The following is a 22,498-nucleotide window of genomic DNA, read 5'->3' on the forward strand; positions in this document are numbered from 1 at the left end:
CACGGCAGCATCGGGTAAAGCGTCAGGTAAATCGCCAAAACATTGATGATCGCTTGAGGGCTGGCGGCATATAGATATGCTGCGCGGTAATAGGGGGCCTTATGGCAGACTCAGCAGACATCATCGAAGACGAAGACGACGAAGACGACGAAGGCCTGCCAAGACGCTTGGTCGCGGCGGTTCTTGATGCTGTTGCCAGCCAGAATGTTGCAACCCTTGACGCGCTTCTTAACCCACTTCACGCCGCCGACATTGCCGACCTTTTGGAACAAATCGACCAGCGTGATCGCGCGACACTCCTGTTTCTTTGGCGCGATGGTATTGACGGTGAAATCCTGTCGGAGTTGGGCGACGATCTACGCTCCGAAGTCATTGATCTGTTGGGGCCAGCCGAACTGGCTGACGCGGTTCGTGATCTTGAATCCGATGACGTGGTCGATCTGGTCGAAGACCTTGGCGTGGACCAACAAGAACAGGTTTTGGACGCACTTGATGCGGGCAACCGTGTTGCTGTTGAAAGGGCGTTGGCCTACCCGGACGAATCTGCTGGCCGACTTATGCAGACAGAAGTCGTGCGCGCGCCGTCCCACTGGACAGTAGGCGAAACGATTGATTTTCTGCGGGCAAGCGATGATCTGCCGGAACAATTCTACCATGTGATCCTGGTCGATCCGCGTATGAAACCTGTGGGTTATGTCACCCTTGGGCGACTCTTGGGCACGCCGCGCGCGATCCATCTGACCGAACTGATGGAGGATAGTTTTCGCACGTTTCGCGTCGATCAGGACGAAGAAGATATCGCCTATGCGTTCAACCAATACCACCTGATTTCAGCGCCCGTCGTGGATGAAGACGACCGTTTGGTCGGTGTGATCACTATTGATGATGCGATGATCGTGCTGGATGACGAACACGAAGAAGACATCCTGCGCCTTGCGGGTGTGGACGGTGAATCCAGCCTGACCGACAAGGTCATCGCGACCACGCGGCGCCGCTTTCCGTGGCTCGCCGTGAACCTTGTGACGGCGATTTTTGCGTCGCTGGTGATTTCGATGTTCGAAGAAACGATCTCGACCCTTGTGGCGCTGGCTGTGTTGATGCCGATCGTGGCGTCCATGGGGGGCAATGCAGGCACGCAAAGCCTGACCGTTGCCGTGCGATCCATCGCGACCAAAGACCTGACAGGCGCCAACGTCTGGCGGGTTATTCGCCGTGAAGTGTTGGTGGGTTTGGTCAACGGCGTGATCTTTGCTGTGACGATGGGGATTGTGGGTTGGGTCTGGTTTGGCGCACCGATGCTGGGTCTGGTGATTGCGATTGCCATGGTCATCAACATGGTTGTTGCGGGCCTTGCGGGCACGGCGATTCCCGTTGTGCTTGAAAAGATTGGCGTCGACCCGGCACTTGCGTCTGGTGCGTTTGTGACAACAGTGACCGACGTGGTCGGGTTCTTTGCCTTCCTTGGGCTGGCCGCTGTGATGCTGCTATGACGCTGCCTAAATCGACGCCTACATCGTTGGCGCAACGCAAAGACGCCGCGCGCAAGGCAGCATTTGCGGCGCGCCACACCGCCCACAAAGCTGGCGAAAACGCCCGCATGGCGCAGGCAGGCTACCTGTCGTCGGTTCTGGCCAAATACCGCGGCGTACCGCTGGCAGGATATGCGCAGATGCGTACTGAAATTGACCCGACAGCGGCGATGGAAGAAGCCAGCGCGCACGGACCTGTTTGCTTACCGGTGATCCTCGCCCCGGCCACACCGCTAAAATTTCGCGTTTGGACGCCGGATTGTGTCATGGAGGCTGGGGCGTTTGGGGCCAAGATACCAATCATAGGCGACTGGATCACGCCAGAAATCCTCATCGTGCCGCTGCTGGCGTTTTCGCGCAGCGGTGGGCGGTTGGGCTATGGTGGTGGGTTTTATGATCGCACGCTCGAAGGTCTGCGCGCACATCGGCCCACGATTGCCATCGGGTTTGGGTATTCTGCACAAGAAATGCCGGATCTACCGTTGGAACTGACTGACCAGCCGTTGGACTTGATCGTCACCGAAACCGGTATCATAGACCTCTCTTAAACTCACCTTTGCTCAAAAAATACCGCTGGAGAGGTCGAAGGACGGGGCAGAGCCCCACTCTGCTCTTGCAAGATGCGCAGCCCCTTGGAATACCCCACCCCATGAAAATACTCTTTCTTGGCGACGTCATGGGTCGGTCTGGCCGCACTGGAATCATCGAACGGCTCGGCAAGCTGCGCGAGGATTGGAAGCTCGACTTTGTCGTGGTGAACGGTGAGAACGCCAGCAATGGTGCAGGGCTGACCACCGCCCATGCCAAGGCTTTGCTAGACGCTGGCGCGGATGTTTTGACGCTGGGCGATCATGCGTTTGATCAAAAAGACATGTTGCAGTTCTGCGAAGTAGAGCCGCGCATCATTCGCCCGCTCAACTTTTCCAAGGCGGCCCCCGGTAAAGGCGCTAGGGTGTTTGAGGCATCGCGTGGGCGCAAAGTGCTGGTGGCGCAGGCGTTGGGCCAAGTGTTCATGAAACGCCCCTTTGATGATCCGTTTTCTGCCGTGGAAACTGTGTTGAGATCGCATCCCTTGGGCGGGGCGGTGAATGCCAGCCTGATTGACATCCACTGCGAAGCCACGTCCGAAAAGATGGCGATGGGGCATTACTGTGATGGCCGTGCCAGCATCGTTGTCGGCACCCACACCCATGTGCCCACATCCGATACGATGATCTTGCCGGGTGGTACGGCGTTTCAATCTGATGCTGGGATGTGCGGTGATTACAATTCGGTCATCGGCATGGACAAGGCCGAACCACTGCGTCGCTTCATCACCGGAATGCCCAAAGCGCGTTTTGAACCCGCCAACGGTGAGGCTACTTTGTCTGGCATCTACGTCGAGACTGATGATCGCACAGGCAAAGCCAACCGCGTAGAAGCGGTTCGTCAGGGCGGTCGGCTTAGCCAGCAGGGTCCCGACGGATCTTTGGCATGACACGCGACGCAGCGTTGCCTTGGCTGGCGCTGGTGGTGTTTGGTGCGGGGTGGGGATTGATGCAGCCGATGACCAAAATCGCGGTGGACGGCGGGTTTGAACCGTTCGGTATTATGGTCTGGCAGGGCATTGTGACGCTTTGTCTTGCGGGCGCGCTCGCGGCCCGCAAAGGTCTGCCCAAGGGCGGTGCTCAATGGCTGTTTTGCGGCCAGATCGCGCTGCTTGGCACCTTGATCCCGCATTTCGCCAGCTTTACCGCAATCGCCTATCTTCCTGCCGGCCTTGTTGCCATCATCATGGCGTTGATCCCGATTTTCGCGCTTATCTTGGGTGCGTTGGTCGGGTGTGAGGTCCTAACCCCGCTGCGTATCACCGGTGTTTTAATGGGACTGGGCGCGATGGCGTTAATCGCTGCCACCCGTGGCGCGGTCGGGTCTGGACCACTTTGGGCTGTGGCAGTCGCTGCGATTGCACCGCTGTGTTACGCGATTAATTCCACGATCACCGTAACCCGCGGCATGGGCGGACTGCATCCTTTGCAAGCCTACGCGGGCGCGGCCATGATTTTCTTGCCGATTTCATTGGTGTCAGCGGCCTCGAGTGGCCAGTTACGCGGCGTTGGTGTCGATATTGTTTGCTTTGCGGTGCTTGCCAGTGCCGTGGGACATACGTTGATCTACGCGGACTATCTTTGGTTACTGACCCGTTCTGGTGCGGTGTTTGCCAGCCAAACGGCCTATCTCGTTACGGGATTTGGCGACATCTGGTTGATGTTGATCTTGGGCGAACGCTATTCGGGCTGGGTCTGGATTGCGCTGGCGCTGATGCTCGCGGGTCTGACGTTGGTCCGCCCTGCCGCGGCCCGGCGTCAAACGGGACTTGCGCAGGCCCGCGCACCACGCGACACTTCATAGAACCAACCAAGGGACCGCAAACGTGGTTGAAATATTCGCACTTTCACAGAACGGCCAAGCGATCGCCACCCTGAGCGTGGTGGCGATCATGTTCGTGCTGTTTTTACGCGAAACCTACCCCACTGAGGTGGTCGCGCTGGCCGGTGCTGCAGTCATGTTGGCCCTTGGTGTGCTGCCGTATGCAAACGCGCAGGCAGTGTTACAAAATTCGGCCCCGTGGACGATTGCGGCGATGTTCATCGTGATGGGCGCGCTGGTGCGCACGGGGGCGTTGGACGTGCTGACGCGATTGGCCGAACGTTATGCACGCACGCATCCCAAAACCGCCATCGTGGGGGTGATTTTGGCCGTCATGGGGGCGTCCGCAATTATGAACAACACGCCCGTGGTGGTCGTTATGATCCCTGTTGTCGTGCAACTGAGCAAAACCCTTGGAACCAAGGCGTCCAAGCTACTGATTCCGCTCAGTTACGCTGCGATCATGGGCGGCTCGCTGACGCTGATCGGTACGTCAACGAACTTGTTGGTGGACGGTGTAGCACGCAGCCAAGGGCTGGCGCCGTTTGGCATATTCGAGATTTTGCCCATCGGTCTGGTCGTTTGCGCGTGGGGGTTGATCTACATGGGCCTTTTTGCCCCGCGGCTTTTGCCAGACCGCGACAGTATGGCCAACATGCTGTCGGATCGATCCAAGATGAAATTTTTCACCGAGGCCGTAATTCCGTCTGACAGCAACCTGATTGGGCGCGATGTGCTGGACGTGCGCCTGTTTAAACGCGACGGCGTGCGGTTGGTCGACGTGGTGCGCGGCGATGCATCGCTGCGCCGCAATCTTAAAACTGTTCAGCTGGCCGTGGGTGATCGCGTCGTGTTGCGCACCGAAATGACCGAATTGTTGTCTCTGCAAAAGACCAAGGATCTGCGCCGCGTCGATCAGGTGTCAGCTGTTGAAACACAAACGGTCGAGGTTTTGATTACACCGGGCTGCAAGATGGTTGGACGGGCGATGGCGTCTCTGCGGTTGCGGCGCCGCTACGGTGTTTACGTGCTGGCCGTGCATCGGCGCAACCAGAACATCGGTAGCAATCTGGACTCTCTGGTGGTGCGCGTGGGCGACACGCTGTTGCTTGAAGGTGCGCCAGAGGACATTGCCCGCCTCGCCACAGAGATGGACATGGTTGACGTGTCCCAACCGTCCGCACGGGCGTTCCGGCGCGGGCATGCCCCGATTGCCATCGCGGCATTGATCGGCATCGTGACGCTGGCCGCATTGAATGTCGCCCCCATCCTGATGCTGGCGGTGATTGCCGTCGCCGTTGTTTTGCTGACTGGGTGCATAGACGCGGACGAAGCGTTCAGTTTCATCGACGGGCGATTGCTGGCGTTGATATTCTCGATGCTGGCCGTGGGGGCGGCGTTGCAGAATTCTGGTGCCGTGTCGCTGATTGTTGATGCGATATCGCCTAGTTTGGATGGGTTGCCACCGTTCCTCCTGATTTTCTGCGTGTTCCTGCTGACGACGATCCTGACCGAGATCGTGTCAAACAACGCGGTTGCGGTGATCATGACGCCGATAGCGATCTCCCTCGCGACGGCTTTGGGGGTTGATGCGCGCCCGCTGGTGGTGGCGGTGATGATCGCGGCGTCTTGCGCGTTTGCCACGCCCATTGGCTATCAGACCAATACGCTGGTTTATGGCCCCGGTGGCTATAAATTCAGCGATTTCATGCGCGTGGGTATACCGCTGAACCTGTCGATGAGCGTGATCGCCTCGGCGATGATCCCGCTGATTTGGCCGCTTTAGCGATACCGCGTCACAAATCGGCGCAAAATATCGGCGGGGACGCTGACGTTTGCGGCTTTGACCATGGTCGTCAACGCCTCTGCTTCGTTTGGTGGAAAGTAGCCTTTGTCTTTATAGATACGGATGCGCGTGGCAAAGCCTGCGCCGTCGGCTTCGGGGTGGAATTGCGTCGCGTAGACGTTTGATTTGTGACGGATCATCTGGAACGGGCAAACATCGCCGGACAGCAGGTGGACAGTGTCGGTGGGCAGGTTTTGCACGGCCTCTTTATGGCCCACAAATGCGTCGAATTCGCTGGGTAAACCGTGCAGCAGCGGGTCGTGTTTGCCGTCTGGCGTGACCGTGCAGGTGGCCGCACTGACGGGTTCGCCGTAACTGTCTTTCGACACCTCTGCACCGAGGTGATGCGCGAGGATGCCGATGCCGTAACAACAGCCCATAAACGGCAAGTCGTGGTTGGTGATTTGGGGCATCAGCGACAGGCACGCGGCCTCTGCGCGGGCGTCTATCGCGGTCTTGTCTTCGGGCGCGTCAGACACGCAGCCGGGGCCACCACCAACGATGGTGCCAGCGTAGTGTGTCAGATCGATGTCTGGCAGCGCGTCGCGATCAAGGCGGATGCGGCGGGTTTGATCCACCGTGAGCCCGCCTTTGCGCAGAATGGCACTGTATTCATCGTTCGATGCTTCGGTTTCGGGACGCAGTTGCAGGATCAGAAATGGTTTCAAGAAGAGGACCTTCCGGGGGAGTTGTATTGGCCAAGATGAAGCTAGAGCGGCCAGAAAACGAGGATTGCGGGAACAGACACAGCCACCACAAGGATTTCCAGTGGCAGACCCATGCGCCAGTAATCGCCGAACGAATAGCCCCCCGGACCAAGGATCAGCGTGTTATTCTTATGGCCAATCGGCGTCAGGAACGCGCTTGAAGCAGCGACAGCGACGGCCATCAAAAACGGATCAGGTGACACGTTTAACGACTGCGCCATCTGGATCGCGATGGGGGCTGCGACGATGGTGGTGGCGGTGTTATTAAGCACGTCAGACAGGGTCATTGTGACGATCATCAAGACGGTCAGGATCATCCAAGGTGCGAGCCCGCGTGTGAGGTCGAGCAGTGCGCCGGAGATCAGTTCGGTGCCGCCCGACGTTTCGAGCGCTGCGCCGAGCGGGATCATCGAGCCGAGCAGCACAACCACTGGCCATTCGATATGGGTGTACAGTTCCGACAGCGGCACGATTTTGGTCAAAACATAGGCAACGACCACAAGGCCCAAGGCAATTGGCAGATAGACAATCCCGAAACTGGCCAAGGCGACGGCACCGGCAAAAAGGCCAATGGCGAGCCAGACTTTCGAGTTTGCAGTTACCGCCACACCGCGATCTGCGAGTGGCAGGCAATCAAGCCATTCGATAACGTCGTTGGCCGCGTCTTGCGGCGCGAGCAGCAGCAGAATGTCACCGGCTTCGATCAGCGTTTTGCGCATCCGGGATTTGACGGTTTTGCCTTTGCGCGACAGCCCCATCAGGACGGTACGCTTGCGCCATGCAAGGCCGATGCTTTCGGCGGTTTTACCAGTGATGCGTGAATTTTCGGTCGCCACAACTTCGATGACGGTCAATCCTTCGGACGCCCCAGACAAGAATTCTTCGCGTTTGTTATCGGTGAAATCAAGGTTCAGGGCGGCGCGGAATTCGTCCAACGCTTCGGGCGCGGCCTGCATCACCAGCGTGTCTTGGCCCTGTAAAACACTGTTCTTTGCAGTGCCATACTGGTTCTTTCCAGCACGGATCAGGCCAAGGATCGCGACGTCATTTTTCTCAGCGATTTCATAGAGTTCTGAGACGCGTTTGCCGATGTGTTTGCTGCCATCGGGCACGGTGAGTTCGGCCAGATAGTAGGTGTAGCTTTCCAGTGTTGCGCCTGCTTGTTTGCCGTCTTGCGCGGGGATCAGGCGCCAGCCGATGAACGCCACGAACAACAGACCCGCAATGGCCGTTACTGCGCCAACGGGGGCGAAATCGAACATCTTGAACGGCTCACCAAGGGTTTCTTCGCGGATGGATGCAATGATGATATTGGGCGGAGTCCCGATGAGCGTCGCCATGCCACCAAGGATCGTGGCAAAGCTGAGCGGCATCAGCGACAAGCCGGGGTTTCGGCCCGCCTTGCGCGCGGTTTGAATGTCCACCGGCATCAACAGCGCAAGGGCCGCGACGTTGTTCATGAACGCTGACAACACGCCGCCAATGGCCCCCATGATGGCAATGTGCGCGCCCAGATTGCGCGACGCGTCCACCAACGTTCGCGTGATCAAATAGACCGCGCCTGAGCGGACCAGACCCGCCGAGACGACCAGCACAAGGGCGACGATAATTGTGGCTGGATGGCCGAAGCCCGAGAACGCATCTTTGGTTGGAACCACGCCCAAGACCACACCGCAAAGCAGGGCAGAAAACGCCACAAGGTCATAGCGAAAACGCCCCCAGAGCAGCATGCCAAAGACCGCGCCAAAGAGAGTAAAAAGGATGATTTGATCTGTTGTCATGGCACTGGTGTAGCGCGTGCGGCGGGGGTCGAAAACCGCGTATTTCCCCCTGACACATCCCGTACACAAGCTGTACACATCCTAGGCATACCGCAGGTGCAGCATTTTGGATGTCGCACGCGGCGTTCAGATGGGATTGCAGGCCTGCGGCGGTCTGCCCTATAGAGGGCGCTGAAATAGGGATCGTTTAATCGGGAGTTGCGCAATGGCAGGCCATTCGAAATGGGCAAATATTCAGCACCGCAAGGGACGTCAGGACAAGTTGCGCGGCAAGTTGTTCAGCAAGCTGTCGAAAGAAATTACCATCGCCGCCAAGATGGGCGATCCCGATCCCGACCATAACCCGCGTCTGCGCATGGCCATAAAAGAGGCCAAGGGCCTGTCGATGCCGAAAGACAACATCGACCGCGCCATTAAAAAGGCAATTGGTGGCGACGCTGAGAATTACGATGAAATCCGTTATGAGGGCTATGGTCCCGGTGGGGTTGCCGTGATCGTTGAAGCGATGACCGACAATAAGAACCGCACGGCGTCCACGGTGCGGTCGACCTTTTCCAAGGCCGGCGGAAATCTGGGTGAAACCGGATCTGTGGGCTTTATGTTTGAGCGCAAGGGTCAGGTGCTTTATTTGGCCACGGCAGGGGACGCGGACACAGTGATGATGGCCGCGATCGAGGCTGGCGCGGAGGATGCGCAGAGCGACGAAGACAACCATGTCATTATCTGCGCTGATAGCGATCTTAACGATGTGTCCAACGCGCTTGAGGCCGAACTGGGCGAAAGCGAATCGACCAAACTGATCTGGCAACCCAATATTCACTCCGATCTGGACCTTGAAGGTGTGGAAAAGCTGATGCGATTGGTTGAGGCGTTGGAAGACGACGACGACATCCAGTCCGTCACCACCAATATGGATGCATCCGATGAGGTCATGCAGGCCTACGCAGACAGCGAAGGTTGATTTGACTGGAGCGGCTCGCGCCGCTGCACGATATTTTGACGGCGTGGCAGGTGTGAGCATCGCGGAGAGGTGGGTCGCGTGATGCTGGCGGCATTTTTGAACGGTTTCGGGTTGTCGCTGTCGTTGATCCTGGCGGTCGGGGCGCAGAATGCATTCGTGTTGAAACAGGGATTGCGGCGCGAATATGTGCTGCCCATCGTCGTATTCTGCGCGTTGTCGGACGCACTATTGATGGGGATGGGCGTGTTCGGGTTCGCAGCCCTGACTGAACGAATCCCTGCCGCCGCCCCAGTCATGTTATGGTTCGGCGCAGCGTTCGTGTTCGTTTACGGCGTCATGAGTTTTTGGCGCGCTTGGCAAGGCGGTGAGGGGTTGGACCCGTCGGGTGCGCCCAAAGGCAGTTTGCGCGCGGCGTTGCTGTTTTGCTTTGCGATCACATGGCTAAACCCGCATGTTTATTTGGATACGGTGTTGCTGGTTGGATCGGTTGCGTCGCGGTTTTCGGACGCAAGCGTTGCGTTCTGGGCGGGGTCGTCGTTTGGGTCTGTGTTGTTCTTTTTTGCGCTGGGGTTTGGCGCGCGTCTGTTGGCCCCTGTCATGGCACGCCCGGGCGCGTGGCGCGTTCTGGAATTCATGATCGGTGCGGTGATGATCGTCATTGCAGCCGGTTTGGTCGTCAGCGCGATATAGCCGTTTTGCGGGGTTGCCATTGGTCCCGCGCGGGCGTTTTGTACGCAATATGGCATCATTAAAACCTGACCAAAATCGACCCATGATCGGTGTTATCTGGATGGTCCTGACGGGCCTGAATTTCGTGGCTGTGACGGCGATTGTAAAACACATTGGCAACGAGGTGCCCGCCGCACAAGGCGCGTTTTTGCGGTATCTGTTGGGGCTGGTGTTTTTGATCCCGATGATCCGGCCAATACTGGCCGCACACCTGACTAAGCGGCAATTCAAACTGTTTGCGGCGCGCGGGGTGGTTCATACGATTGCTGTGATTTTGTGGTTTTTCGCCATGGCACGGATCCCGATCGCAGATGTGACGGCGATGAATTATCTGTCGCCAGTGTACGTCACGCTGGGGGCTGCGTTGGTGTTGAAAGAGGCGTTGCCGCCACGGCGTTTGGCCGCCGTTGTGATCGCGCTTGTGGGCGCAATCATCATCCTGCGGCCCGGATTTCGTGAGATTGACCCCGGACATATCGCGATGCTGGGCACGGCGCTGATGTTTGCCGCTGGATACCTGATCGCCAAGCAGCTGAGCGGTGAGGTCAGCGCGGCGGTCGTCGTGGGGATGCTGTCGATCACGGTGACGATCGGGCTGGCCCCGTTTGCATGGGCGGTTTGGGTGCCAGTTGCGTGGTCCGATATTGGCTGGCTGTTTTTGGTAGCGTGTTTTGCAACGGCGGGGCATTATTCGATGACATTGGCCTTTGCCGCCGCACCATTGACGGTGACGCAGCCGGTCACGTTCCTGCAATTGATTTGGGCTGTGGCTATGGGGGCGCTGTTGTTCAACGAACCAGTTGATGGCTGGGTGGTGTTTGGCGGCGCGATCATTATGGCGTCGATCAGTTTCATCACCTGGCGTGAGGCCCAAATCAAAACGGCGGCCAAGCGGCGGATAACGCCAACGGCGCATCAGACGAAAGGGTAACTCGACACTGGCCCCTCGACTCTTTCGGCGCGAGACCCAATATAGATCGCATGTCATTGCCACCGGGATTTCTTGATGAGTTGCGCACGCGGCTGTCCATTGGACAGGTCGTTGGGCGCAAGGTCATGTGGGATCAGCGCAAATCCAATCAGGGCAAGGGCGATCTTTGGGCACCGTGCCCGTTCCACCAAGAAAAATCCGCCAGTTTTCATGTCGATGACCGCAAGGGATATTACTATTGCTTTGGCTGTCACGCCAAGGGCGATGCGATTTCGTTTGTCCGCGAGACCGAAAATGTTGGATTTATGGAGGCGGTTGAGATTCTAGCGGTTGAGGCTGGGATGCCCGTGCCAAAGCGTGATCCACAGGCGCAGGCGAAATCGGATCGCCGCACGTTGTTGGCCGAGGTGATGGAGCAGGCGGTGCAGTTTTACCGCCTTCAGCTTAAGACGGGGGCTGGCGCGGAGGCACGCGATTATTTGGTGGGGCGCGGGCTGAGTGCGGCGGCGTTGGAGCGTTGGGAAATCGGGTTGGCGCCGCAGGGGTGGCAAAACCTGTGGGACCATTTGACGGGTAAGGGCGTGGCCGAGGATTTGATACTTGGTGCGGGTCTGGGCAAGCCGTCCAACAGCGGCAAAAAGCCGTATGACACGTTCCGGCACCGCATTATGTTCCCGATCCGCGATGCACGCGGGCGTGCGATTGCATTTGGCGGGCGGGCGATGGACCCCAGTGACAACGCCAAGTATCTGAATTCGCCCGAGACTGAGCTGTTCGACAAAGGCCGCAGTCTGTTCAATTTTGGCCCCGCACGTGAGGCGGCGGGCAAAGGGCTGCCGCTGTTGGTGGCCGAAGGCTACATGGACGTGATCGCACTGGTTGAGGCCGGATTTGGTGCCGCGGTTGCGCCATTGGGCACGGCCGTTACGGAAACCCAGTTGCAGATGATGTGGCGGATTGCGCCCGAACCTGTGATCACACTTGATGGTGATGTGGCAGGTCAACGCGCAGCGATGCGGGTGATTGATCTTGCGCTGCCGCTGCTGGAGGCCGGACAATCGGTGCGCTTTGCGATGATGCCAGACGGCCAAGACCCAGACGATTTGCTGAAATCTGCAGGCGCAGGGGCGATGCGCGAGCGGGTGGATGGCGCTTTGCCGATGGTGCAATTGCTGTGGCAACGTGAGGTCGAAGGCAAGAATTTTGACAGTCCCGAACGCAAAGCCGCGCTCGATAAATCGCTGCGCGAAAAGATAATGCTGATCAAAGACCCGTCGATCAGGAGCCATTACGGGCAAGCGATTAAGGACATGCGCTGGGAGTTATTTGGCAACAATCGCAAGGCATTTGGCGGTGGGAGCACCGGACAACAGCGTGGAAAATGGTTGCCCAAAGGCGCCAAGTTACCTGCACAGATGAGCACAAAGGCGTCGCTTCTGGGGGGTGGTCCGTCGTCCGAGGATCATTTGCGTGAAGCTGTGATTCTCGCCGTTCTGATCCGCAACCCGTTGATTTTAGTTGATTTTAACGGCGCTCTTGAACGGATGATTTGTTCGGGTCCAGACATCGCGATGTTGCGCGACGCGCTGTTAAAGGTGGACCCGCAGGCCGATCTTGAAGCAGTTTTGAGCGCTGAAATTGGCGATGGCCCCCTTGTAAAGCTGTTCGCGCAGGCACACGTGACAATAACTCCAGCCGTGCGCCGCCCCGACAATGGCGATCTCGCACGGATGTGTCTGGCCGAAGAATTTGCCAAGCTTACAGCGCGTCGTGGTCATGCCAATGAGGTTCAGGATGCGGTCGAAGAAATGAATTCGGATGTGGCTGATGAACGTCTGACCACGCGATTGGCGCAGTCCATCGCTGCTATGAACAACGCAGGCCGCCAAGACGGGGACGATAGTGCAGAATACGACACCGCGGACAGCGGCGCGCGAATCAAGAAAGACGAACGAAGTGCATTTGATGCACTTTTAGACCGAATCAGCTTTGCCAAACGGGACAAAGGGCACTAGGGCTTTTGCAACAACCATAAAAATAAGCCATTTGAGGCATTGCGAATCAGCCGTAGGGTTGGTTGATTCGTTTCAAACCGAATTACCGAATCAGGGGGTGCGTATGACGCGCTCATCTGACCGTCGAAGGGAAAACGACTATGGCCGCCAAAGACACCAACGTTCAACGTGACGACGCCGACCACTCCTTGGACATGAGCCAAGCCGCCGTCAAAAAGATGATCGCAGAAGCGCGCGAACGCGGCACGATCACCTACGATCAGTTGAACGCGGTTTTGCCGCCCGATCAGGTGTCTTCGGACCAAATCGAAGATGTGATGTCGATGCTCAATGAGATGGGCATCCAAGTCACCGAAGAAGAAGAATCCGAAGAAGTTGATGACGACGGCACGTCGAAAGAATTGGCGACTGTTGCTGGTGGACGGGACGTTGTTCTTGGCGGTGCCGAGGCCGAAAAGCTGGATCGCACCGACGATCCTGTGCGCATGTACCTGCGCGAAATGGGCAGTGTCGAATTGCTATCGCGCGAAGGCGAAATCGCGATTGCCAAGCGCATTGAGGCGGGCCGCAACACGATGATCCTTGGGCTGTGCGAAAGCCCGTTGACGTTTCAGGCGATCACAATCTGGCGCGACGAATTACTGTCCGAGGACATTTTGCTGCGCGACGTGATCGATCTCGAGACAACATTTGGCGACCAATTGGCCGAAGAAACTGAAGAAACTGCTGTTGTTTCTGCCGTCAGTGTTGGCGAGAAAAGTGATGAAAAGCCGGAGCTTGATGCAGACGGCAACCCGATTGCCAATGACGATGACGATGATGAGGAAGAAGCTGCAAACCTGTCGCTTGCCGCGATGGAAGCACAGCTGAAGCCGCAGGTTTTGGACACATTGGAAGTGATCGCGAAGGGCTTTGCTAAACTTTCGGACATGCAGGATTTGCGGATGTCCGCGACGTTGAACGAAGACGACAGTTTTTCCGGCAAGGAAGAAAAGAAATATCAGAAGCTGCGTTCTGAGATCGTACAACTGGTGAATTCACTGCACCTACACAACAACCGCATCGAAGCGCTTATCGACCAGCTATACGGCATCAACCGCCGCATCATGCAGATTGATTCCAACATGGTTAAGCTGGCCGACCAATCCCGCATTAACCGTCGCGAATTTATCGATGCCTACCGTGGTCGCGAGTTGGATCCGTCATGGCTTGATGAAATGGGCCAAAAAGCCGGGCGCGGTTGGCAAATGCTGATCGAACGATCAACCACAAAAATTGAAGAACTGCGCGCTGAAATGGCGCAAGTCGGGCAATACGTCGGCGTCGATATTTCCGAATTCCGGCGCATCGTTCAGCAGGTCCAAAAGGGCGAAAAAGAAGCGCGTCAGGCCAAGAAGGAAATGGTTGAGGCGAACCTACGTTTGGTGATTTCGATTGCGAAAAAGTACACGAACCGCGGCCTGCAATTCCTTGATCTTATTCAGGAAGGTAACATTGGCCTGATGAAGGCCGTGGACAAGTTTGAATATCGCCGTGGCTACAAATTCTCGACCTATGCGACGTGGTGGATCCGTCAGGCGATCACACGCTCCATTGCTGATCAAGCCCGCACAATCCGTATTCCGGTCCACATGATCGAAACGATCAACAAGCTGGTGCGCACGGGCCGCCAGATGTTGCACGAAATTGGCCGCGAACCGACGCCGGAAGAACTGGCCGCCAAGCTGCAAATGCCGCTTGAGAAGGTGCGCAAGGTGATGAAAATTGCCAAGGAGCCTATTTCGCTTGAGACCCCGATTGGTGACGAAGAAGATAGCCAGCTCGGTGATTTCATTGAAGATAAAAACGCTGTTCTACCGCTGGATTCTGCCATTCAGGAGAACCTGAAGGAAACCACGACTCGGGTTCTGGCATCGCTTACGCCGCGCGAAGAACGTGTGCTGCGGATGCGGTTTGGCATCGGCATGAACACCGATCACACGCTGGAAGAAGTCGGACAGCAATTTAGTGTGACGCGCGAACGTATTCGCCAGATCGAAGCAAAGGCGCTGCGCAAGCTGAAGCACCCAAGCCGGTCCCGGCGTTTGCGGTCATTCTTGGATCAATAACCGTTTGGGCGCGGTCCCAACGCATGCAGCATGGGGCCGACGCAACCAAAGGTTTCACCAAGATCGGTTAGAAGGCTACGAAAACGCTTGAATAAACTGTTTACGCGTTGGTTTTGAAACCAGTTGCGTAAACACTTGATTTGATTGCGCGGGGCGGGGACACTCGCGAAATGGATTGGCAAATCAAGACGTCTGGAGCAGGGCTTTATGAGTTCACGCGCGATGTGGCCGCAAGTGTCGCGGCCACAGGCGTGTTGACGCTGTTTGTGAAGCACACGTCCTGCTCCCTTTTGATCCAAGAGAACGCGGACCCTGAAGTCCAAACCGACCTTACGGCGTTCTTTGATCGGTTTGTGCCGCCGGCGGATCATCCCGGCATGTCCTACCTTAGCCATACCTATGAGGGTCCAGATGACATGCCCGCGCATATCAAGGCTGCGATGCTGCCAACCAGCTTGCAGATTCCCGTGATTTCAGGGGAATTTCAGCTTGGAAATTGGCAGGGAATATACATTTTCGAACATAGGACAGTGCCGCATCTGCGTCGTGTTGTGGGCATGATGAGATGAGTGTTTCTGCCGCCCAAAAGACCGCCACAGCATGGGTTGAAGCGGCCAGTGGCGGGTTGTCTGCTGATTGCGCCCAGATATTTGACTTTGCTGAACCCGCATGGCGCGAATACCGGTCCTGCGCGTGGTATGTCGAACGGCTGCGCGCCGAAGGGTTCACCGTGCAGGAAGGCAGCGGCGGTATGCCGACAGCGTTTTGCGCTGAATGGTCAAATGGTGCAGGCCCTGTTGTAGGCATGTACGCGGAATACGATGCGGTGCCTGGAAATTGCCAGGCAGCAAGCGTTCATGAGGCCCCACACGTCGGATTAAGCCACCATGCGGCAGGCCATACCGACCCACATTCTGCTCTGGGGATCAGCGGGTTAGGTGGGCTTCTCGCGACAAAGGCCGCGATGGAACGACACGGCATCAAGGGTGGGTTGCGTTTTACCGGCGAGCCCGCCGAGAAAGTGCTTTTGGGTCAAAGCCGATCCATGCCGCGCAGGGGTATTACGACGGGCTGGCGGGCATGTTGTCATTCCACCCGTTCTACATGCTGCCGATGTGCAATACGGTGCGCTGGGACACGCACTGTGGCGCCGCCTATTCAATGATTTATCGGTTTATATGCGATGCGCCGCATCAATTTGGGGCGATGGATGCCGCGCCAATCCCGCAAAGCCATTCTGACATCCGCGCACCCGGGGCAAACGACGCGTTGGTGATGATGTATAGCCAAGCGCGGATGCTGCGCGACACGATGCTGCCGCACGTCGGCGGTTGGTCGATTTCCGAGGCGATCCTGAGCACGGGGCAAGCGACGGCGGACAATCTGCCAGCCGGCCTCGCTGAGCTGCAATATATGATGCGGGTGCCGACGGTTGCGATGGCCGAGCAGGTGTGCGCGCGACTGGACGCGTTGGCTAACAATATTGCGGGCCTGACGGGGTGTCGTGTTGAACGCCATTGGGTTTGCAAGTCGCGACCTGGATTGGCCAACCATGCAATCGCAAGCATGGTTTGGGAGCAAATTCAACAAGTTGGCGCGCCTGTGTGGAGCAGCGAAGCCAAAGACCTGATGCGACAGGTTCAGCAAAATTGCGGAATGGAGGCTGACGAAGATCCAATCCTACCCGCGTGCGAAACGCTGATTTCCCCACAAGACGCAGAGGCGATCCTGCGGGAGAGCCTGCCACCGAACCAGCTAAATTCAACTTCTGATGATTACACGGATATGACGTGGCATACGCCAACTGCGCGCTTTTATATCGCGCGACCTGCGCTGAAGGGTGGACCATATCCACCATGGGCGATGAACGCGCTTGGGGGCATGGCGCAGACCATTGATCCCATGGTTCAGGTGGCCGCAAAGGTGCTGGCGTGTTCGGCGTTGCGACTGCTGGAAGACAACGATGTGCGCGCAGCCGCACGCGAAGAATTCTTGCGCCGCAAAGCAGAACACGACATCCCACCGCTTTGCGATTATCCCGCGCCAATCCAGTTCAAATGGCCAGAATACGTGAAAACGCCACGTGGCGCGGATTGGCATATTCCAACATCGGGGGGCTCATGATACTGATTTTTGCCCTAATTACTGTCACAAACCCCGCTTGGGCCGAGTGCGCAGGTAGTGAGCGTACGTTCATGTCGTGCAGCTTTGCCAACGGGAAGGCCGTAGAGGATTGCACGACGGACGATGTGGTCCGCTATCGTTTTGGGCGACCCGAGCAGACGCCAGAACTGGCGCTGTCGTTGCGGTTCGGACAAAGGGCGAAGGCCGTGCCGTGGCCCGGTATCGGGCGCACCATCTGGGAGGCGGTACGGCTGACAAATAATGACGTGATTTATGAGATTTACGGCGGGTTTGATAAGTTTGAAGCTCTCAAAGACGACCCCATGATCAATTTTGAAGACGACATTCATCCGCAGTTTGGCGGCATCTACATTGAAGACCGTCAGGGCAATGTATTAGCCCATCTTCAATGTATCCCGAGAACAGTCGATTATACAAATTAGCGGCAAACTGTGGCTCATCCGACTCACGATCTAGTGGTGCGATTTGCCCACTACCCAAAACCTATCCCGACGCCTATAGTGGCTGTGGATAAATGGGGCATAAGACCCCACAGGAAGATGACGAGGACAGGATATGCGGTGCCCCTTTTGCGGAAATATCGACACACAAGTTAAAGATTCTCGCCCCGCGGAAGACCACGTTGCCATCCGGCGTCGGCGGTTTTGCCCTGCTTGTGGCGGTCGTTTTACGACCTATGAGCGGGTCCAATTGCGCGATTTGGTCGTCATTAAATCTAATGGCAGACGCGAAGATTTCGACCGACCCAAGCTCGAACGCTCGGTTCGGATATCGATGCAAAAGCGGCCGATTGAACCGGAACGCGTCGATCAGATGATATCTGGTATCGTGCGGCGTCTCGAAAGTATGGGCGAAACCGACATCGGATCAAAACAAATCGGTGAGATTGTCATGGAGGCTTTGGCCCGCATCGACACTGTGGCCTACGTTCGGTTTGCCAGTGTTTACAAGAACTTCCAAGCTGCTGATGATTTCGACAAGTTTGTGAGCGAGTTGCGGCCACAAAATCCACCGGAAGATTGAGCACAGATTTAGATAACCGTTTTATGGGCATGGCCCTGTCGCTTGGGCGGCGGGGCCTTGGTCGTGTTTGGCCCAATCCAAACGTCGGTTGTGTGATTGTGCGGCCAAACGAAAATGGCGGCCGTGTTATTGGGCGCGGCTGGACGGCGGACGGTGGGCGGCCCCATGCAGAAACCCGCGCGCTTGACGGGATCGATGCGGACGGTGCCACGTCCTATGTGACGCTTGAACCTTGCGCCCACCATGGAAAAACACCGCCCTGTGTGGATGCGTTGATTGGCGCAAACGTGGGCCGTGTTGTGATTGCTACAGGCGACCCTGACCCGCGTGTGGCGGGCAAGGGCGTCGCGATGCTGCGCGCGGCGGGGATCGACGTTATAACGGGTGTGCGTGAGCACGAGGCCCGCGAAGATATGGCTGGTTTTCTGTTGCGTGTCACCGAAAACCGCCCCTTTGTGACGCTGAAATTGGCCAGTTCATTTGACGGGCGCATTGCAACAGCGACTGGGCAAAGCAAATGGATCACAGGGCCGGATGCGCGCCGAAAGGTCCATGCGATGCGCGCAGGTCATGACGCTGTTTTGGTCGGCGCGGGAACCGTGCGTGCGGATGATCCGACCCTGACGGTGCGCAACACGGGTGCTGTGCGCCAGCCCGTGCGCGTCGTGGCGTCACGGCGGCTTGATATCGGTGCGGCAAACCTTTTAGCGACCCTTGGTGATGCCCCGCTGTGGCTCTGTCATGGGGCAAATGTTGACGCACAGAAATGGGCCGATCTGGGGGCTAAAACCTTGGCTTGTGATCTGCAGGGCAGACAGATTGATCCCGTTGATATGATGCATAAATTGGCGGCTTCTGGGCTGACGCGGGTGTTTTGTGAAGGCGGTGGAAGTCTTGCGGCATCGCTTCTTGGTGCGGGGCTGGTGGATGAAATCGTGGGCTTTACAGCGGGAATCGCGCTGGGGGCTGAAGGCACGCCGTCTATCGGTGCGTTGGGGCTGGATGTATTGGACGACGCGCCACGATTTGACCTTATTGAAACAACACAGGTCGGTGCGGATATCATGCACCGCTGGCATCGCGCCTCGCTTCATCTTGGCCAGAAAACTCACCCCGTAGGGCCGATCAGCCGCTAGCGCCATAGATGCGCATAGCTGGCGAACACGCCTTGGACTTTCGCCAGTAGGCGATTGGCGCGTGACGGGCGGGGGACCGTGCCCTGTAGCAGTCTTTCAATCACGACTTCAACGGGGCAGGGGTGGCCGCTGACGGGGTCGAAATAGCGTGGATAATCGATCAGGACCGCGTGGGTCAATTGTGCCAGCGTTGGCAGGGCTGTGCGGCGCGGGATTGGTGTCGCGCGGTCTTCGGTCAGGCCCCAACCCGCATAGAATGGCGTCCCAAGGCAGGTCACGTCTTTGCCGCGCAGCAGTGCCTCAAACCCGATAGTTGACGTCATTGTCCAAACGGCGTCCACAGCGTCAAGTGCTGCGATCGGGGAGGTATGAGTGAGCACAACATCCGCAATGTTGGCGGCGTCTGGCACAGCACCAGTTCGCAGCCCTGCTTCGACGTCGGGGTGCGGTTTATAAAGGATCACGGCGGCGGGATTGGCGGCGCGGCAGGCCTGTAGCAACGCGCGGTTGGTGGTCACGTCCGTCGTACCAAGCCGGATTGACGCATCGTCTTCGACCTGCCCGGGGACCAAGATACGGCGGCCTTTTGGCAAGTCGGCTGGAAAGTTTTTGGCGGTGAGATTGTATTTGCTCAGGCCCGCGCTGGTAATCCGCTCAATCAGCATTTCAGCCCGCAAAGTGGCCGCGTCTGGCAGGGAAGGGGAGCTTTCGATATGGGCTTCCAGACGGCTGGGGCCGGTTGGATCGTAGTAAATTCCGCGGTCATCGAGGACCAAAGACAATGGGGCGATCAGATCAGCCCCGAGGCCACGCGAGCGCAGAAATCCGTCTTCGACACGTAACGCACTGTCATGATCCGCCGCTTTGCCGGCCCAGACCATACGGCCCCGACCCGTTTTAGCGGCCAGCGCATCGGCCTTGTCGGGGTGGTCTTCAAACATCATTTTGCGGTGCTGGCCAAAGACCTTCTGCAGGGGGCCGCGTTTCCACAATCGCATGCCCGACGCGACCCAACCAAGGTGGTCGTCGCGCCATGCGCGTGTGTGGGCATCAAGGGTTTGGATAGCGGTTTCGAGGCTGCAAAGTTCGTCGCGGTAGGGGTCGTACCACTTTGGATACAGGATCATCGCGCCTGCAAAAAGCTGAGCGCGGGTCAGGTTTCGTTGGCGGCGATCCAATGGCATGCGGTCATCCGTCAGGCCCCAGCCGACGTAAAATGGCTGTCCAAAGACCACGGGTTTATGGCCAGCCATGATTGCTTCGAAACCGTATTGCGACGACACGGTATAGACCGCAATGGCCCCGTCGAGCAGATGATGCGGCGAGATCGGATCGCTGAAGAATGTGACGTTTTGGGACAAGTCGGCGTCACGGTAATGCCCGTCGCGGTGGCCCTGCGCGGTTTCAGGGTGGGTTTTGATCAGGATGCGCGCGCTTGGGTGTTCTTCGCGTGCGACAAACAGCATTTCAAGAAAGGCGTTGCGATCAGCGCGCGACGCGGTGACGGCCGCATCGCCCGAGGTCTGGTCGATCACCAGTACATAACCCGCATCGGGGGCAGGGGTGGCAGGATCGAAGGCGTTGTATTTGCTGAGATGCGCACGTTTGATTGCTTCGGCACAGTCGCGCGCGCGGTTCAGCAGGGCGGTGTCATCAAGCGGGTCCTCACGCAGGATCATTTCCAGATCGGACGGTTTTGACGGGTCAAAATGCACGCCGCGTGTATCCAGATGCAGACCGAGGGGTGGTTCACCGCCCCGACCTGGCAAGACGGACCGCAAGAATGCATCCTCAACACGCAACACAGGTGCCGAGGTGCGATTTGCGACCGCTTCGCCGCGCCACGACGTCGGCGACTGGCCCCAAACGCCGATCAGGTCATCCGTAGACGGTTTGCCCAAGGACACGTCATAGCCCGACAGCGTTAGGATGCGCCGCATACGTTTCTGGGTTAGGAAGCCGCCGTTATAAACATAAAGCCGCCGCGAGGTTTTCCCTGCGGCGGCTTTATTATTGTCCAAAGTCATTACCCGCCGAGTGTGGCAGCCGAACTGAACGACCCAAGCGTGCCAAACACAGCCGAGATGGTTTTGTTAAACTGGCTGAACGGTGCTTCGGTGACATAGACTGTGTCGCCGTCACGGATTGCGAAATCACGCGCCATAAACATGCCGTTGGGTTCTGTTAAATCAAGCACATAGATCACGCGCTGGGTGCCGATCAGGTCATTGCGAGCCACCAATTGGCTCGCGATTTCGACAGGTTCGTTGCGAAATATAAAGACACCCGTTGGATCAGCGAGGTTGGTGTTCAAGCCGCCAACTTGCGCGATGGCTTCAATCGCTGAAATGGTTTGGGATTCGAATACAACGCGGTTTTGCGTGCCTGTCGCGCCGAGGGCGGTGAAGCTGCGGGTGTCTTGTTCCACAAAGATCCGGTCTCCTGCCCGCAAGGCGATGTCGTGGCCGGGGTGGGAGTAGAGATCTTCAAACCAGATTTCACCAGAATGGTCGCCACGTACAACCGTCACCTGTGCAATTTCTGGCTGAACGGACACACCACCTGCACGCGCAAGCATTGCCGACAGCGTGCGGGTTGGGCGTTCAATCGGATAGACACCTTGGGCGCCAACGGCACCAACAACAGACACAGTAGATCCGTCACCAGCAAGGCGGCGCACCTGAACTTGTGGGTCCGGCGTTTGTTCTTCGAGCTTTTCAGTAATAACCCTGCGGATTGCTTCGGGTGAGTTGCCAGCGGCACGGATGCGACCGGCGTAGGGCACGAAAATGAAACCGGAGCCGTCGACTTGCACTTCTTCGAGCACTGTCGCGTTTTGGCCCGCGGGCACGAGCAACGGATCACGCACATTTTCCCAGATCGTCAGGCCAAGAACATCACCGGCGCGGATCGTGTCGCTGCCAAGGGGGCTGGCATCGCGAAAGCCTGTGGCAAATCCGAGGGCAGGGGTAACGCTGGCTACCAAATTCACCCTGTCATCAACGACAAGGACAAAGGCGTCGCCGTTTTCCATCACCGATCCCGCAAAAATTTCACTTTTCGTTGGGCCTGAGCGCGGTAAGCCGCAGGACGCAACAACTGCCAATACGGCAACGAGGGCCACGCCTTTTGCCACGCGCAATTGGGGCCGCAATCTTAGGGATTTCACTGCTCCGGT

General features: G+C 57.5%; 20 protein-coding genes. 16 read left to right on the forward strand and 4 right to left on the reverse strand.

The window, feature by feature from the left end:
• Positions 1-101: 101 nt before the first annotated feature.
• The 5 genes from mgtE (at position 102) to OAN307_RS07525 (ending at position 5,724) form a co-directional block, all read left to right on the forward strand.
• Positions 102-1,490, forward strand: coding sequence for a magnesium transporter (gene mgtE, locus OAN307_RS07505; RefSeq protein ID WP_015499179.1), 1,389 nt, complete (start codon positions 102-104; stop codon positions 1,488-1,490).
• On the forward strand, positions 1,487-2,077 hold the full coding sequence (locus tag OAN307_RS07510; RefSeq protein ID WP_015499180.1) for a 5-formyltetrahydrofolate cyclo-ligase: 591 nt from the start codon (positions 1,487-1,489) through the stop codon (positions 2,075-2,077). Before mgtE ends, OAN307_RS07510 begins: the two co-directional genes overlap by 4 nt.
• A gap of 101 nt (positions 2,078-2,178) precedes the next feature.
• Entirely contained in the window at positions 2,179-3,006 is an 828-nt protein-coding gene (locus OAN307_RS07515; RefSeq protein ID WP_044043386.1) for a TIGR00282 family metallophosphoesterase, read from the forward strand.
• Entirely contained in the window at positions 3,003-3,920 is a 918-nt protein-coding gene (locus tag OAN307_RS07520; protein ID WP_015499182.1) for a DMT family transporter, read from the forward strand. Before OAN307_RS07515 ends, OAN307_RS07520 begins: the two co-directional genes overlap by 4 nt.
• Before the next feature lie 22 nt (positions 3,921-3,942).
• Positions 3,943-5,724, forward strand: a complete 1,782-nt coding sequence (locus OAN307_RS07525; protein ID WP_015499183.1) for an SLC13 family permease — start codon at positions 3,943-3,945, stop codon at positions 5,722-5,724.
• On the opposite strand, the gene OAN307_RS07530 is transcribed toward OAN307_RS07525, so the two are convergent.
• Together OAN307_RS07530 and OAN307_RS07535 are read right to left on the reverse strand one after the other, a co-directional pair.
• On the reverse strand, positions 5,721-6,452 hold the full coding sequence (locus tag OAN307_RS07530) for a glutamine amidotransferase (RefSeq protein WP_015499184.1): 732 nt from the start codon (positions 6,450-6,452) through the stop codon (positions 5,721-5,723). The two genes, OAN307_RS07525 and OAN307_RS07530, sit on opposite strands and share 4 nt — an antisense overlap.
• A 41-nt stretch (positions 6,453-6,493) precedes the next feature.
• Positions 6,494-8,272: an SLC13 family permease gene (locus tag OAN307_RS07535; protein WP_044043388.1), complete on the reverse strand. Its 1,779-nt coding sequence runs from the start codon at positions 8,270-8,272 to the stop codon at positions 6,494-6,496.
• Positions 8,273-8,477: 205 nt separating this feature from the next.
• Here OAN307_RS07535 and OAN307_RS07540 point away from each other — a divergent pair, with 205 nt between their 5' ends.
• The 11 genes from OAN307_RS07540 to ribD all read left to right on the forward strand — a co-directional run bounded on the left by OAN307_RS07540 (position 8,478) and on the right by ribD (position 19,320).
• Complete coding sequence (locus tag OAN307_RS07540) at positions 8,478-9,233, forward strand: YebC/PmpR family DNA-binding transcriptional regulator (RefSeq protein ID WP_015499186.1); 756 nt, start codon at positions 8,478-8,480, stop codon at positions 9,231-9,233.
• Between the two features lie 81 nt (positions 9,234-9,314).
• Positions 9,315-9,923, forward strand: a complete 609-nt coding sequence (locus OAN307_RS07545) for a LysE/ArgO family amino acid transporter (protein ID WP_015499187.1) — start codon at positions 9,315-9,317, stop codon at positions 9,921-9,923.
• A 49-nt stretch (positions 9,924-9,972) separates the two neighbouring features.
• Positions 9,973-10,893 (forward strand): DMT family transporter, encoded by a 921-nt coding sequence (locus tag OAN307_RS07550; protein WP_044043389.1) that lies wholly within the window; start codon positions 9,973-9,975, stop codon positions 10,891-10,893.
• 50 nt (positions 10,894-10,943) lie between these two features.
• Positions 10,944-12,908 (forward strand): DNA primase, encoded by a 1,965-nt coding sequence (gene dnaG / locus OAN307_RS07555; protein ID WP_015499189.1) that lies wholly within the window; start codon positions 10,944-10,946, stop codon positions 12,906-12,908.
• Positions 12,909-13,048: 140 nt separating this feature from the next.
• Entirely contained in the window at positions 13,049-15,016 is a 1,968-nt protein-coding gene (gene rpoD / locus OAN307_RS07560; protein ID WP_015499190.1) for an RNA polymerase sigma factor RpoD, read from the forward strand.
• Positions 15,017-15,186: 170 nt separating this feature from the next.
• Positions 15,187-15,585: a secondary thiamine-phosphate synthase enzyme YjbQ gene (locus tag OAN307_RS07565; protein WP_044043391.1), complete on the forward strand. Its 399-nt coding sequence runs from the start codon at positions 15,187-15,189 to the stop codon at positions 15,583-15,585.
• On the forward strand, positions 15,582-16,181 hold the full coding sequence (locus OAN307_RS29760; RefSeq protein ID WP_245540991.1) for a zinc-binding metallopeptidase family protein: 600 nt from the start codon (positions 15,582-15,584) through the stop codon (positions 16,179-16,181). The genes OAN307_RS07565 and OAN307_RS29760 overlap by 4 nt, the downstream gene beginning before the upstream one ends.
• The gene (locus tag OAN307_RS07570; protein WP_245540992.1) at positions 16,097-17,140 is read left to right on the forward strand and encodes a zinc-binding metallopeptidase family protein; all 1,044 of its coding nucleotides are present in this window, start codon (positions 16,097-16,099) and stop codon (positions 17,138-17,140) included. The genes OAN307_RS29760 and OAN307_RS07570 overlap by 85 nt, the downstream gene beginning before the upstream one ends.
• Entirely contained in the window at positions 17,137-17,583 is a 447-nt protein-coding gene (locus OAN307_RS07575; RefSeq protein WP_015499192.1) for a hypothetical protein, read from the forward strand. Before OAN307_RS07570 ends, OAN307_RS07575 begins: the two co-directional genes overlap by 4 nt.
• Before the next feature lie 133 nt (positions 17,584-17,716).
• The gene (nrdR, locus tag OAN307_RS07580; protein ID WP_015499193.1) at positions 17,717-18,184 is read left to right on the forward strand and encodes a transcriptional regulator NrdR; all 468 of its coding nucleotides are present in this window, start codon (positions 17,717-17,719) and stop codon (positions 18,182-18,184) included.
• Between the two features lie 23 nt (positions 18,185-18,207).
• Complete coding sequence (ribD, locus tag OAN307_RS07585; protein WP_015499194.1) at positions 18,208-19,320, forward strand: bifunctional diaminohydroxyphosphoribosylaminopyrimidine deaminase/5-amino-6-(5-phosphoribosylamino)uracil reductase RibD; 1,113 nt, start codon at positions 18,208-18,210, stop codon at positions 19,318-19,320.
• Here the strand turns inward: ribD and OAN307_RS07590 are convergent.
• Both OAN307_RS07590 and OAN307_RS07595 read right to left on the reverse strand, forming a co-directional pair.
• Entirely contained in the window at positions 19,317-21,347 is a 2,031-nt protein-coding gene (locus tag OAN307_RS07590; protein WP_044043393.1) for a capsular polysaccharide biosynthesis protein, read from the reverse strand. The genes ribD and OAN307_RS07590 overlap by 4 nt on opposite strands.
• Positions 21,347-22,489 carry a polysaccharide biosynthesis/export family protein gene (locus OAN307_RS07595; protein ID WP_245540993.1) on the reverse strand — a complete coding sequence of 381 codons (1,143 nt, stop codon included), beginning with the start codon at positions 22,487-22,489 and terminating at the stop codon, positions 21,347-21,349. The genes OAN307_RS07590 and OAN307_RS07595 overlap by 1 nt, the downstream gene beginning before the upstream one ends.
• Positions 22,490-22,498: the final 9 nt, after the last annotated feature.

The organism is Octadecabacter antarcticus 307 (genome assembly GCF_000155675.2).
GTDB classification, from domain to species: domain Bacteria; phylum Pseudomonadota; class Alphaproteobacteria; order Rhodobacterales; family Rhodobacteraceae; genus Octadecabacter; species Octadecabacter antarcticus.

Excerpts from the sequence above, each read along its gene's own strand:
- mgtE (WP_015499179.1), top strand. The coding sequence starts at position 102 with ATGGCAGACTCAGCAGACATCATCGAAGACGAAGACGACGAAGACGAC.
- OAN307_RS07510 (WP_015499180.1), top strand. The coding sequence starts at position 1,487 with ATGACGCTGCCTAAATCGACGCCTACATCGTTGGCGCAACGCAAAGAC.
- OAN307_RS07515 (WP_044043386.1), top strand. The coding sequence starts at position 2,179 with ATGAAAATACTCTTTCTTGGCGACGTCATGGGTCGGTCTGGCCGCACT.
- OAN307_RS07520 (WP_015499182.1), top strand. The coding sequence starts at position 3,003 with ATGACACGCGACGCAGCGTTGCCTTGGCTGGCGCTGGTGGTGTTTGGT.
- OAN307_RS07535 (WP_044043388.1), bottom strand. The coding sequence starts at position 8,272 with ATGACAACAGATCAAATCATCCTTTTTACTCTCTTTGGCGCGGTCTTT.
- OAN307_RS07540 (WP_015499186.1), top strand. The coding sequence starts at position 8,478 with ATGGCAGGCCATTCGAAATGGGCAAATATTCAGCACCGCAAGGGACGT.
- OAN307_RS07545 (WP_015499187.1), top strand. The coding sequence starts at position 9,315 with ATGCTGGCGGCATTTTTGAACGGTTTCGGGTTGTCGCTGTCGTTGATC.
- OAN307_RS07550 (WP_044043389.1), top strand. The coding sequence starts at position 9,973 with ATGGCATCATTAAAACCTGACCAAAATCGACCCATGATCGGTGTTATC.
- dnaG (WP_015499189.1), top strand. The coding sequence starts at position 10,944 with ATGTCATTGCCACCGGGATTTCTTGATGAGTTGCGCACGCGGCTGTCC.
- rpoD (WP_015499190.1), top strand. The coding sequence starts at position 13,049 with ATGGCCGCCAAAGACACCAACGTTCAACGTGACGACGCCGACCACTCC.
- OAN307_RS07565 (WP_044043391.1), top strand. The coding sequence starts at position 15,187 with ATGGATTGGCAAATCAAGACGTCTGGAGCAGGGCTTTATGAGTTCACG.
- OAN307_RS29760 (WP_245540991.1), top strand. The coding sequence starts at position 15,582 with ATGAGTGTTTCTGCCGCCCAAAAGACCGCCACAGCATGGGTTGAAGCG.
- OAN307_RS07570 (WP_245540992.1), top strand. The coding sequence starts at position 16,097 with ATGTTGTCATTCCACCCGTTCTACATGCTGCCGATGTGCAATACGGTG.
- OAN307_RS07575 (WP_015499192.1), top strand. The coding sequence starts at position 17,137 with ATGATACTGATTTTTGCCCTAATTACTGTCACAAACCCCGCTTGGGCC.
- nrdR (WP_015499193.1), top strand. The coding sequence starts at position 17,717 with ATGCGGTGCCCCTTTTGCGGAAATATCGACACACAAGTTAAAGATTCT.
- ribD (WP_015499194.1), top strand. The coding sequence starts at position 18,208 with ATGGGCATGGCCCTGTCGCTTGGGCGGCGGGGCCTTGGTCGTGTTTGG.
- OAN307_RS07590 (WP_044043393.1), bottom strand. The coding sequence starts at position 21,347 with ATGACTTTGGACAATAATAAAGCCGCCGCAGGGAAAACCTCGCGGCGG.